Source organism: bacterium SCSIO 12827, assembly GCA_024397995.1.
GTDB lineage: Bacteria > Pseudomonadota > Alphaproteobacteria > Rhodospirillales > Casp-alpha2 > UBA1479.
The window spans coordinates 482,139-493,698 of record CP073746.1; the positions used below are offsets into that span (position 1 = coordinate 482,139).

The following is an 11,560-nucleotide window of genomic DNA, read 5'->3' on the forward strand; positions in this document are numbered from 1 at the left end:
TAGATACGAAATAAAATTACAATAATTTTTAGAAAATGGCGAATTTCTGTCATTTCAAGGAGAAGGCTATGAGTGGCGAATTAGCAGGCGCAAAAGGCGGTTCCGCTGCGGCGCAACAGGCGGCGGCGCGGGATAAGCCCTGGCTGTTCCGCACCTATTCGGGCCATTCCTCGGCCAAGGAATCGAACGCGCTGTACCGTTCGAACCTGGAAAAGGGGCAGACGGGCCTGTCCGTGGCCTTCGACCTGCCGACCCAGACCGGCTATGACGCCGACCATCCGCTCGCCAAGGGTGAGGTCGGCAAGGTCGGCGTGCCGATCTCCCATCTGGGTGATATGGCGCAGCTGTTCGACGGCATTCCCCTCGACCAGATGAACACGTCGATGACCATCAACGCCCCGGCGGCCTGGCTGCTGGCGCTTTATATCGCCGCCGCCGAACGTCAGGGGGCCAAGCGCGCCGATCTGGCGGGCACGACCCAGAACGACGTGCTGAAGGAATATCTCTCGCGCGGCACCTACATCTTTCCGCCGGCGCCGTCGCTGCGCCTGACGTCGGACACCATCGCCTTCACCTGCCGCGAGGTGCCCAAGTGGAACCCGGTCAACGTATGCTCCTACCACCTGCAGGAAGCGGGGGCGACGCCGGTTCAGGAACTGGCCTATGCGCTTGCCAATGCGCAGGCGATTTTGGACACGGTCAAGGCCTCGGGCCAGGTCTCGGACGCGGATTTCCCGCGTCTGGTCGGGCGCATCAGCTTCTTCGTCAACGCCGGCATGCGCTTCATCACCGAGCTGTGCAAGATGCGGGCGTTCACCGAGCTGTGGGACGACATTACCCGCAACCGTTACGGGGTCGAGGACGAAAAGTACCGCCGTTTCCGTTATGGCGTGCAGGTCAATTCCTTGGGCTTGACCGAACAGCAGCCGGAAAACAACGTCTACCGCATCCTGCTTGAAATGCTGGCCGTGACCCTGTCCAAGAACGCCCGCGCCCGTGCCGTGCAGCTGCCGGCCTGGAACGAGGCCCTCGGCCTGCCCCGCCCGTGGGATCAGCAATGGTCGCTGCGCCTGCAGCAGATCGTGGCTTATGAGACGGACCTGCTGGAATTCGGCGACATCTTCGACGGTTCCAAGGAAATCGACGCCAAGGTCGAAGACCTGAAGGGGCAGGCCCTGGCTGAACTGGCCCGCATCGACGCCATGGGCGGCGCCGTCCATGCGATCGAGGCCGGCTACATGAAACAGCGCCTGGTCGAAGCCAGCGCCAAGCGGCTTGCCGCCATCGAGGCGGGTGAGCAGATCGTGGTCGGCGTGAACAAGTATCAGGAGGCCGAACCCTCGCCCCTGGTCGGTCAGGCGGGCGCCATCGTCACCGTCTCGCCCGAGGCCGAAGCGGAACAGATCGCGTCCCTGGTTGCCTGGCGCGGGGGCCGTGACGATGCCAAGGTCGCGGCCGCGCTCAAGGCTCTGACCGAGGCGGCGAAGTCCGACGCCAACATCATGGAACCCTCGATCCAATGCGCCCATGCGGGCGTGACCACGGGCGAATGGGGCCAGGCGTTGCGCGACGTGTTCGGTGAATATCGGGCACCCACGGGCATTTCTGGCGCGGCCCTGGGTGCCGCCGGCGACATCACGGCCGTGCGTGCGCGGGTCGAGGAGGTGTCATCCGCCCTCGGCCGCCGCATCAAGATCCTGGTCGGCAAGCCGGGGCTCGACGGTCATTCCAACGGGGCGGAGCAGATCGCCGTGCGGGCGCGGGACGCCGGCATGGAGGTCGTCTACGAAGGCATTCGCCTGACCCCGGGCCAGATCGTCGCCGCCGCGCGGGACGAGGCCGTGCATGTGGTGGGATTGTCGGTACTGTCGGGATCGCACGTGGCCTTGGTCACGGACGTGATGGATCTGATGCGGGCCGAAGGCCTGGACGATATTCCTGTGGTCGCCGGCGGCATCATTCCGCCCGCCGATGCCGAAACCCTGAAGGCCGCCGGCGTCGCCCGCGTCTACACGCCCAAGGACTACGACCTGACGGCGATCATGGACCAGATCGTCGATCTTGCGGCGGAAGGGTTGAAGACGGCGGCGGAGTAACGCGTCTTTCTCACCGTCATGGCCGGGCCCAGACCCGGCCATCCACATCCCAATCCAATCGGTACCGAGGGAGGAAAGGCGTGGATGCCCGTGCCAAGCACGGGCATGACGGAATGATGGGGGGCGGGGCTCAGCCGTCGAGAAACCTCAGATAGGTGTCATAGCAGGACATCAGGTCGTCGATGGCCGTGCCGCCGCGGTTCAGGGCGGCCATGCCTTGCTCCATGGTGAACAGGGTCATGGCAAGATCGGCGGCCGGAATGTCCGTGCGGATGTCACCGGCCTGCTGGCCGTTGCGGATGACCTGTTCGAACAAATCGCGCACTTCGGCGTGAAGTCCCCTCAGGTACTCGGCCAATTCCGGATGATGGGGGGCCAGTTCCGCCGCGGTGTTGTAGACCATGCAGCCCTTGCGGCCTTCGTCCGAGGACACGAATGCGTCGATATCTCGGAAATAGGCCTCAAGCGCCTGACGTCCGGCACCCGGTGTGCGCAGGGCCCGGCGCATTTCATCCTTCTTGATCTGGATGTAGCGCATCAGCGCCTGATGATAGATCGCATCCTTGTTGCCGAAGGTGCCGTAGAGCCCATAGCGGCTGACGCCCGTATGGCGGACGAGATCCTCCATGGAGGTATGCTGAAAACCGCGTTCCCAGAACAGGCGCATGGCCTTGTCGAGGGCATCGTCGGGGTCGAATTCGCGGGTACGGGCCATGTAATCAGAATTTTTGTTCTGGTTCGCCGCGTCAATGGAATTCTTGGAAAAGACGTGGCAAGACTGGGTTAAAGGGGGCCCAAACCGTCGGTTTGGCGCCCGGCAGCATGACGGGGATGGCATCGACGGCAGCCGATGGCGCCAGCGGGTTGTCGACCTGGGGTTTGGCGATCTGGGTCAGGTAGCGCGCGGCGCCGGCCTGAAATTCCTTGCGGATGTAGCACCAGCTGACGAACAGGCCGCCGAACCGTTCGAAATACAAGATGTCTTCGTTGTTCTTGCACTCTTGCAGGTCGCGCGCCAGGTTACGCGAGGTGCCGACATAAACCCAGGCAGGCCGCACGCCACCGTGCCAGATGATGAACACGGCGGTCTGTCCCTCCAGGTTCTGTTCCTGGGGGTCGAGATTGATGAAGCGGAAAAACTTGCCCTTTTCATTGCGCACCCAGTTGGGATCAACCGGCTTGCCCAATTGGCTCATTTTCTTCGCTGTATTAAAAAAGAACATGTTTTCTTCTCTTGCTTCGGAAATCCGGCTGAATTCCGAAGATGAACCTAATATGGGCCGGTAATGTGACGGCGAAAAGGGGCCCTGTCGATGGAATTTTTAGCCCTTTCCCTGGTGCTCGCCGCCATTGTTCTGATCCTTGCCGGGACCGTGTGGACCGGGGTTCCGCCGATGCCGACATCCCCCGCCGTCCGGGCCTGCATGTTCACCGTGATCGAGGGCCTTGAACCGCGCTGTATTCACGAACTGGGGGGCGGATGGGGCGGCCTGGCGGGGGCGCTCGCCCGCCGCTTTCCGGATGCCCGGGTCATCGCCACCGAAGCCTCGCCCCTGCCCTGGGCGGTCTGCCGACTGCGCCGCGCCCTGTTCGGCCCGGCCAACCTGGAGGTCCGGTTTGGCGACGTCATGAAGACCGATTTCTCGGATGCCGATCTCGCGGTCTGTTTCCTCTGCCCGCCGGCCATGGCCAAGCTGGCCGGCCGGCTGGAGGATGGTCTGAAGCCGGACGCTTGGGTGCTGTCCAACGCCTTCGCCCTGCCGGGTTGGACGCCGGCGAAGGAAGCGCGGGTCGACGACCTGCACCGCTCGGCGGTTTATCTGTATCGAAAGTGACTAGCCGACGAGCGGCGCCGTCGCCTGTTTCAGCCAGGCCCGGGTCTTGGTGTCGACCAAGGGTGACAGAGCCTTGCGGACCCTTGCGTGATAGGCATCCAGCCAGGCCCGTTCCGCCGTGTCCAGCAGCGTCACCTCGATCAGATTACGGTCGATGGGGGCTAGGGTCAGGGTCTCGAACGCCAGGACATCGCGTTCCGCCCCCCGGGGTGCGGTGACGGCGGTGACCAGGACAAGGTTCTCGATGCGGATGCCGTAGGCCCCGGTCTTGTAGTATCCGGGCTCGTTCGAAATCACCATGCCCGGTTCCAGCGCCACCGTACTGGGGGCTTTGGAAATGCGTTGCGGCCCTTCGTGGACGCTGAGGTAGCTGCCGACGCCGTGGCCCGTGCCGTGGTCGAAGTCCAGGCCCTGGGCCCAGAGAAACTGGCGGGCCAGCGGGTCCAATTGCGAGCCCGTGGTGCCCTTGGGAAAGCGCGCCCTGGCCAGGGCGATATGGCCCTTGAGGACCAGGGTGAAGCGGGTGCGGGCTTCCTTGGGCGGGGCTTTCGGGCCGATGGCGACGGTGCGCGTGATGTCCGTGGTGCCGTCCAGGTATTGCGCCCCGGAATCGACCAGATAGACATCGCCCGCGCGCAGCCGCCGGTCGGACGCCGGGGTTGCCTTATAATGCACGATGGCGCCGTTGGGGCCGCTGCCGGAAATGGTGTCGAAGCTGAGGTCGCGGATCAGATCGTTTTCCTTGCGGAAGGCATAGAGCCGGTCCGAGGCGGCGATCTCGCTGATCCCGCCCTTGGGTGCTTCCGCCGACAGCCAGGCGAGGAATTTCGCCACGGCGGCCCCATCGCGCAGATGGGCGGCGCGCATACCGGCGATTTCCGTGTTGTTCTTGCAGGCCTTGAGCAGGATACACAAGTCCTGGCCGCGGTCAACCACGGCTCCGCCGTCGGCCAGGCGGGCGGCGATCCACATGGGGTCGGCCATGGGATCGATGCGGACTTTTGCGTGTTTCGCGGCCAACCGATCGAGCAGGGGGCCAAGGGCGTCCGGTGCCTTGATACGCACGTCCTTGCCAAGATGGCGTGTCACCGCCGCCGGGATTTTGACCGGATCGATGAACCAGTCGACGGCGGCGTCTTTATGGATCACGGCGAAGCTGAGGGCCAAGGGCGTGCGCGGCACGTCGGTCCCCCGCACGTTCAACAGCCAGGCGATGGAATCGGGGGCCGACAGAATCTGGGCGCTCTGGCCCTGGGCTTTCAACATCGCGGCGACGGTCCGCCGCTTGTCCGCCGATCCCAGCCCCGCGTACTTCAGGGGATGGGCGCGCACGGGGGCAGCGGGGCGTGCGGGCTGGTCGGCCCAGACGGCGTCAATGGGATTGCCGTCCACGGGCACAAGCTCGCCGCCGGCCTGCTGGCAGGCTTCACGGAAGCGGGGGACCTGCGCCGGCGTCAACAGCCAGGGGTCATATCCCAGCTTGCCGCCCTTGGGCAGGGCTTCGGCGATCCAGTCGACGGCAGGTTCCTGGGTAATGTGGCGAAGGTCGTACAGGTTCGCGTCGACCTGCTTTGCCGCCTGTAGGGTGTAGCGGCCGTCACTGAACAATGCGGCCCGGCGGCTCAGCACAACCGCCATCCCGGCCGAGCCGGTGAAGCCCGTCAGCCAAGCCAGGCGTTCGGAGTGGGGGGCGACGTATTCGCCCTGATGTTCGTCGCCGCGCGGCACGATGAAGCCGTCGAGCCCCCGTTTCGCCAGTTCGGCGCGCAACAGCGTCAGGCGTTCGGCGGCGGGCGGTGGTGCGATCGCGGCGCGGGAAGATCCCCGGCGGGGTTTGGCGGGTGATGATGCGTCCATGGGGACAAGCTAGGAAGCCCCGGCCCGGGTGGCAAGCAGAGACATGCGGGGCAGGGGGTTGGCTGTGATATTTCGCACAATCAGCCATGCGTTTAATGCAATGCTGCGGTGCAGCATTTGCGGTTTTCGCATGGAAAGGACAGGCATAGGTTCCGCCCAACACGTCGTCGGCAATGTCCATTCAGGGCCCGCCCACGGCATCAATTCAGGAGTAACGACCATGGCGCCCTACAGCCAAACTGATCTGTCCGTTCAGGACCTCATCGAACAAGCCCGTATTCTGCGGGCGCAGGCTTTCGCGCGGATCTGCAAGCAAGCGGTCCAGGCGATTATCCCGGCACGGTCCCAGAAGCAGGCCGAACCGGTTCAGCAAGATCTGTTTCAGCAGCCGGCCTTGATGCAGGAAGACAGCTATTTCCTGCCGCTGGTCAACGGCGTGCAGTCCCTTATCCAGGGGCTGATCATCGGCCTGCGCCGCAACGCCATGCGCCGCCAGCTGCTGGCCCTCGATGATCGCATGCTGCGTGACATCGGCATCCGCCGCGACGACATTACCGCCCTCGTCGCCGGGGCCTTCTCCGGCAACGACCGGGTGCCGGCCTCCGCCCGCAGCGCGGCCGAACTTTATTACCTCGTTCCGGCGGCAGCGCAGCCGACGGGCCGCGGCAACGATCGCCTGGCCGCCTAAGCCAGCGCGACTCGCAGACAAGAAAACGGCGGTGCCCAACGCGGGGCGCCGCCGTTTTTGTTTGTTCGGGCCCGGTTCGTCTTATTTGGGCTGGGGCACGATGCGCAGATAGGGCTTCAGCGTTTTCCAACCACCCGGGAATTTTGCCTTGGCGGCTTCATCGCTGACGGCGGGCACGATGATCACGTCCTCACCCTGTTTCCAGTTCACCGGCGTCGCGACCTGATGCTTTGCCGTAAGCTGTAGGGAATCGATGACGCGCAGGATTTCATCGAAATTGCGTCCCGTTGCCATCGGGTAGGTCAGGCACAGCTTGATCTGTTTGTCCGGGCCGATGACGAAGACCGTGCGTACGGTCATGTTGGTCATGGCGGTGCGTTCCTTGGCCCCGCCCGAGGCATCGGCCGGAAGCATGCCGTACAGCTTGGCAACCTTCAGGTCGGCATCGCCGATCATCGGATAATTGGGGGCGGTGCCCTGGGTTTCCTCGATGTCCTTGGACCAGGCCGCGTGATCGTCCACGGAATCGACACTGAGGCCGATAACCTTCACGCCTCGTGCCTTGAACTCGGGCATCAGCTTTGCCATGTAGCCCAGTTCGGTGGTGCAGACCGGCGTGAAGTCCTTGGGGTGCGAAAAGATGATGCACCAGCCATCGCCGATCCAGTCGTGGAAATTGATAGTGCCTTGCGTGGTTTCCGCCGTGAAATCGGGGGCGGTGTCGCCAATGGTCAAGCCCATGTCGGTCTCCTCTTTCTGGCCGTGTGCGTTCAATGACAGCTTGTGTCCGCGCCGCGCGCCGATCAGAGGCAGGCAGCGCCCCGTCTATATGGGGAGCCGCAGTCCAGAATGGAACGCCTAGTCGAACAGCGACCGGCTGGTCCGCCGGTAGCCTCGATTTTCCATGCAGGACACGAACATCCGGTCGGTCTGGCGCGACAGGTCGTAGCGCGCCATGGCGGCATCGTATTCGCTGCCGATCAGGGGGCCGGCATCGGGTTGCGGCAGGGGTTGGCGTTTCAGGATGCGGTCGGCCTCCCGGCGGGCCAGGGACCGGCATTCCTGGCGGTCGAAGGCAAGTTGGTCCTCGGAGCCGCCGGGCAGGGTCCATTCGGTCACGCTGCACGCACTCAGGCCCAGCACCAGGGCGCCTGCGCACAGAAATTTTAGGCTTTGTGTCGTCATGGTTTTATCCTAGCGCGTTCGCCGCCGGCGATAAACCAGGGCGGCCGGATCGCGGCTCAGCCGCCTTTGGATGTGCTCAGGCAGGCGCGGATGAATGCTTTGACCTCCGGGGCATTCCATTCGGCGATGCCTTCAAGGCGGCCCTTTTCCCGGCCCTCGGCGTCATAGAGAATCGTCGTCGGCAGGCCGCGCACCTTGTTGGCGCGGGCGAAGGTGCCTTTGGGATCCAGATGGATCGAGAGATTTTTATATCCCTGCTTGTCGAAAAACGGTTTGACCACGTCCAGGCCGCCGCGATCCTGGCTGACGGCGATGACTGGAATCCCGTCCTGGGCCAGATCCGTCTTCAGGGCGTCCAGATGCGGCATTTCCTTGATGCAGGGGGCGCACCAGGTGGCCCAGAAATTGACCACGGCCCCCTTGCCCCGGGCCAGTTCGGTGATGGTGACAGGGGCGCCCCCGGCGGTCTGGAACGCTTCCGTCACGGCCGCGCCCGCCGAATTCGCCGCCTTGAACTTGGATAACGTTGGCGGCGGCGCGGAACAAGCGGTCTCCGCCCCCCTTGCAATGCCGTCGGGAATGATGAAAATCGCCCCACTCAACAAGACGGCGGTGGCCAGGGTCCGCAGGAATGTCGCGGGCGCAAGGGCATTACGGGTGGTCTGGATGTGGGTCCGGGTCATCATGCAGGTTCACTGTCCGTTTACGTTGATCGTCTACACCATCGCCTTGGACTTAAGGAGATAGCCATGGCGCGCACTACGGGCAAGTCCGGATCGGGCGGAAACGACGTTTCCGGCGCCTCGACCATCTGGGGCGGGCGCTTCGACGCCGGTCCCGACGCCATCATGGAGGAAATCAACGCCTCCATCGAATTCGACAAGCGGCTGGCGAACGAGGACATCGCCGGATCGACCGCCCATGTCCGCATGCTGGCCAAGCAGGGCATCGTCACGGACGCCGACGCCGACGCCATTGCCGACGGGCTTGCGGCCGTGAAGGCGGAAATCGCCACGGGTGATTTCGAATTCAAGCGTGCCCTGGAAGACATCCATATGAACGTGGAAAGTCGTCTGGCGGCGCTGATCGGTGCGCCGGCGGGCCGCCTGCACACGGCGCGGTCGCGCAATGATCAGGTGGCGACGGATTTCAAGCTGTGGGTGCGGGGTGCCATCGATGCCCTGGATGCCGGCGTCAAGGACCTGCAGGCCGCGTTGATCGAACGCGCCGAGGCCGAGGCCGCGACCGTGATGCCCGGCTTTACACATCTTCAGGGCGCGCAGCCGGTGACCCTCGGCCATTATCTGCTGGCCTATGTGGAAATGCTGGGCCGCGACCGCAGCCGTCTTGCCGACGGCCGCAGGCGCCTGAACGAATGTCCCTTGGGTGTCGCCGCCCTGGCCGGAACCTCGTTTCCCATCGACCGTCACATGACGGCGGCGGCGCTCGGCTTCGACCGGCCGACGGCCAATTCGTTGGATACCGTGTCGGACCGGGATTTCGCGCTGGAGTTTCTCTCATCCGCGACGATCCTTGCCGTTCACCTGTCGCGCTTTGCCGAGGAAATGGTGATCTGGTGTTCGCAGCAGTTCGGCTTCGCGCAGTTCACGGATGCCTTTTCGACCGGCTCCTCCATCATGCCGCAGAAGCGCAACCCGGACGCCGCCGAATTGGTGCGCGCCAAGGTCGGGCGTATCGCGGGGGCGTTCCAGGGCTTGGTCATCGTCATGAAGGGCCTGCCGCTGACCTACGGCAAGGACATGCAGGAAGACAAGGAAGCGGTGTTCGACGCCGCCGATAACGTGGCCCTGGCCGTGGCCGCGACGGCGGGCATGGTGCGCGACGTGAAGTTCAACAAAGACCGCATGGCGGCCGATGCATCGCGCGGTTTTGCCACGGCGACGGACCTGGCCGATTGGCTGGTGCGGGTATTGGGCATGCCCTTCCGCAATGCCCACCATGTGACCGGCTCGCTCGTCGCCATGGCCGAAGCCAAGTGCTGCGAACTCGAAGGCCTGACCCTCGACGACATGCGCGAAGTGGACCCGGCCATTACCGAGGACGTATATTCGGTGCTCGGCGTCGAGAATTCCGTGACCAGCCGGACCAGTTACGGCGGCACGGCGCCGGACAACGTGCGCGCCCAGGCCAAGGATGCGCGCGCGCGGTTCCTGGGTTAGGGGCCGGAACGCGGATGGATATTCGGGAAGATCGGACGCGATGACACGCAGACAGTTCCTTTCGACGTTTTTTGCCGGCCTGACGGTCGCCGGGCTGTCGGCCTGTGGGCGCAAGAATCAACCGAAGCATCCGCCGGGATCGGAATTTCCCCATGACTATCCCTATTTCCTGCCGGAAAAACGAAGCCCCGTGCCGGTGAAACCGGCCGAAGGCGAGGCCGAGCCCATGGACCGCTCCCAGTTCCTGAAGCTGGACACGATCCCGGACCGCACCAGATAACCCGGCCGCGCCCGCCCATCGGGCCCGCCGCTGAACAAAGACCGGAAACCGACCCTTGGACCATTTCACCTACAAAGACGGGCTGTTGTCAGCCGAGGACGTAAGCCTTGCCGATCTGGCGGACCAGATCGGCACGCCGTTCTATTGTTATTCTCAGGCGACGCTGGAGCGCCACTTCCGGGTGTTCGACGAAGCCCTCGCGGGCCTGGACCACACCGTCTGTTACGCGGTCAAGGCCAACGGCAACGTCGCTGTCATCAAAACCCTGGCACAGCTGGGGGCGGGGGCCGACGTGGTCTCTGGCGGCGAACTGATGCGCGCCCTTGCGGCAGGCGTGCCGGCATCGAAGATCGTGTTTTCCGGGGTCGGCAAGAGCCAGGCCGAAATGGCTCAGGCGCTGGATGCCGGCATCTATCAGATGAACGTGGAGTCCGAACCCGAACTGGTGGCCCTGTCCCAGGTCGCGGCGGCCAAGGGCAAGACCGCCCATGTGGCGATCCGCATCAACCCGGACGTCGACGCCAAGACCCATGCCAAGATCACCACGGGCCGCGCGGAAAACAAGTTCGGCATTGATTGGGACCGGGCGCCGGATGTTTACGGGCGGGCGCGTGATCTGCCGGGCATCGACGCGGGCGGCATCGCGGTTCATATCGGCTCGCAACTGCTCGACCTGGAACCCTATCGCAAGGCGTACGAGCGGGTGCGCGATGTGGTTCTCGACCTGCGTGCCCAGGGTCATGACATCCGCCGCCTTGATCTGGGCGGTGGGCTCGGTATTCCCTACAACGACGAACAAGCGCCGCCGCCGGCTGCTTACGGCGCCATGGTCAAGGATGTCGTCGGGCCGCTCGGCTGTCACGTCACGTTTGAACCGGGGCGCTTGATCGCGGGCAACGCGGGCGTGCTGGTGACCCGCGTGCTCTATGCCAAGGACGGCTCGACCCGCCGCTTCGTCATCGTCGATGCGGCCATGAACGACCTGATCCGCCCGGCCCTCTATGACGCCTATCACGCCATCGTGCCGGTGGCCGAACCGGCGCCGGGCAGCGCCCTGCATCCCGTCGATGTCGTTGGACCTATCTGCGAAACCGGTGATACATTTGCGGTGCAACGCCATCTTCCCGCCGTAAAGCCGGGGGATCTTCTGGCGATCAGGTCCGCGGGTGCGTATGGGGCCGTCATGGCCTCGACCTACAACGGCCGGCCCCTGGTGCCCGAGGTTCTGGTATCGGGCGGCGACCATGCCGTGGTCCGCCGCCGTGTCGAAGCCGAGGAATTAATGGCCTTCGACGCGCTGCCGCCCTGGTTGGCGGACTGATTGCCGGGTTTCCGGCGTCTCGGTCCTTGAGACCTTCGGTGGAAAACGGGTTGCGGGGTGCCTTGGGCGGCCCCACCTGTTTCAGGTGAACCTGCCCGACGTTGGGTGAAAGGAACCC

At 64.4% G+C, this 11,560-nt stretch carries 12 protein-coding genes; 6 read left to right on the forward strand and 6 right to left on the reverse strand.

The window, feature by feature from the left end:
• Window positions 1-68: 68 nt before the first annotated feature.
• Entirely contained in the window at window positions 69-2,096 is a 2,028-nt protein-coding gene (locus KFF05_02265; protein UTW52227.1) for a protein meaA, read from the forward strand.
• Window positions 2,097-2,226: 130 nt separating this feature from the next.
• Here the strand turns inward: KFF05_02265 and KFF05_02270 are convergent, their stop codons facing one another.
• Both KFF05_02270 and KFF05_02275 read right to left on the reverse strand, forming a co-directional pair.
• The gene (locus KFF05_02270) at window positions 2,227-2,811 is read right to left on the reverse strand and encodes a TetR/AcrR family transcriptional regulator (protein UTW52228.1); all 585 of its coding nucleotides are present in this window, start codon (window positions 2,809-2,811) and stop codon (window positions 2,227-2,229) included.
• A 31-nt stretch (window positions 2,812-2,842) separates the two neighbouring features.
• A complete protein-coding gene (locus KFF05_02275; GenBank protein ID UTW52229.1) occupies window positions 2,843-3,319 on the reverse strand; it encodes a hypothetical protein in 477 nt (158 codons plus the stop codon).
• A 90-nt stretch (window positions 3,320-3,409) separates the two neighbouring features.
• Here KFF05_02275 and KFF05_02280 point away from each other — a divergent pair, with 90 nt between their 5' ends.
• Entirely contained in the window at window positions 3,410-3,931 is a 522-nt protein-coding gene (locus KFF05_02280; protein ID UTW52230.1) for an SAM-dependent methyltransferase, read from the forward strand.
• Here the strand turns inward: KFF05_02280 and KFF05_02285 are convergent, their stop codons facing one another.
• Window positions 3,932-5,788 carry an aminopeptidase P family protein gene (locus tag KFF05_02285; GenBank protein UTW52231.1) on the reverse strand — a complete coding sequence of 619 codons (1,857 nt, stop codon included), beginning with the start codon at window positions 5,786-5,788 and terminating at the stop codon, window positions 3,932-3,934.
• Window positions 5,789-6,008: 220 nt separating this feature from the next.
• Between KFF05_02285 and KFF05_02290 the strand changes: the two genes are divergently transcribed.
• The gene (locus tag KFF05_02290; protein ID UTW52232.1) at window positions 6,009-6,476 is read left to right on the forward strand and encodes a DUF1127 domain-containing protein; all 468 of its coding nucleotides are present in this window, start codon (window positions 6,009-6,011) and stop codon (window positions 6,474-6,476) included.
• Window positions 6,477-6,557: 81 nt separating this feature from the next.
• Here KFF05_02290 and KFF05_02295 read toward each other — a convergent pair whose 3' ends face one another.
• From KFF05_02295 to KFF05_02305, 3 genes are all read right to left on the reverse strand, one after another.
• Window positions 6,558-7,217: a peroxiredoxin gene (locus KFF05_02295; GenBank protein ID UTW52233.1), complete on the reverse strand. Its 660-nt coding sequence runs from the start codon at window positions 7,215-7,217 to the stop codon at window positions 6,558-6,560.
• A 117-nt stretch (window positions 7,218-7,334) separates the two neighbouring features.
• Entirely contained in the window at window positions 7,335-7,661 is a 327-nt protein-coding gene (locus tag KFF05_02300; protein UTW52234.1) for a hypothetical protein, read from the reverse strand.
• Window positions 7,662-7,717: 56 nt separating this feature from the next.
• The gene (locus KFF05_02305) at window positions 7,718-8,347 is read right to left on the reverse strand and encodes a TlpA family protein disulfide reductase (GenBank protein ID UTW52235.1); all 630 of its coding nucleotides are present in this window, start codon (window positions 8,345-8,347) and stop codon (window positions 7,718-7,720) included.
• Window positions 8,348-8,410: 63 nt separating this feature from the next.
• On the opposite strand from KFF05_02305, the gene argH reads away from it, so the two are divergent.
• From argH to lysA, 3 genes are read left to right on the forward strand one after another with little or no spacing between them, the layout of a single operon-like run.
• A complete protein-coding gene (gene argH, locus KFF05_02310; GenBank protein ID UTW52236.1) occupies window positions 8,411-9,841 on the forward strand; it encodes an argininosuccinate lyase in 1,431 nt (476 codons plus the stop codon).
• Between the two features lie 40 nt (window positions 9,842-9,881).
• Complete coding sequence (locus tag KFF05_02315; protein ID UTW52237.1) at window positions 9,882-10,121, forward strand: hypothetical protein; 240 nt, start codon at window positions 9,882-9,884, stop codon at window positions 10,119-10,121.
• 55 nt (window positions 10,122-10,176) lie between these two features.
• Window positions 10,177-11,442, forward strand: coding sequence for a diaminopimelate decarboxylase (gene lysA / locus KFF05_02320; GenBank protein ID UTW52238.1), 1,266 nt, complete (start codon window positions 10,177-10,179; stop codon window positions 11,440-11,442).
• Window positions 11,443-11,560 lie beyond the last annotated feature (118 nt).

Coding starts and splice junctions, on each gene's coding strand:
- KFF05_02275 (UTW52229.1), bottom strand. CDS start 3,319: ATGTTCTTTTTTAATACAGCGAAGAAAATGAGCCAATTGGGCAAGCCG.
- KFF05_02270 (UTW52228.1), bottom strand. CDS start 2,811: ATGGCCCGTACCCGCGAATTCGACCCCGACGATGCCCTCGACAAGGCC.
- KFF05_02300 (UTW52234.1), bottom strand. CDS start 7,661: ATGACGACACAAAGCCTAAAATTTCTGTGCGCAGGCGCCCTGGTGCTG.
- KFF05_02265 (UTW52227.1), top strand. CDS start 69: ATGAGTGGCGAATTAGCAGGCGCAAAAGGCGGTTCCGCTGCGGCGCAA.
- argH (UTW52236.1), top strand. CDS start 8,411: ATGGCGCGCACTACGGGCAAGTCCGGATCGGGCGGAAACGACGTTTCC.
- KFF05_02290 (UTW52232.1), top strand. CDS start 6,009: ATGGCGCCCTACAGCCAAACTGATCTGTCCGTTCAGGACCTCATCGAA.
- KFF05_02295 (UTW52233.1), bottom strand. CDS start 7,217: ATGGGCTTGACCATTGGCGACACCGCCCCCGATTTCACGGCGGAAACC.
- KFF05_02285 (UTW52231.1), bottom strand. CDS start 5,788: ATGGACGCATCATCACCCGCCAAACCCCGCCGGGGATCTTCCCGCGCC.
- KFF05_02305 (UTW52235.1), bottom strand. CDS start 8,347: ATGATGACCCGGACCCACATCCAGACCACCCGTAATGCCCTTGCGCCC.
- KFF05_02315 (UTW52237.1), top strand. CDS start 9,882: ATGACACGCAGACAGTTCCTTTCGACGTTTTTTGCCGGCCTGACGGTC.
- KFF05_02280 (UTW52230.1), top strand. CDS start 3,410: ATGGAATTTTTAGCCCTTTCCCTGGTGCTCGCCGCCATTGTTCTGATC.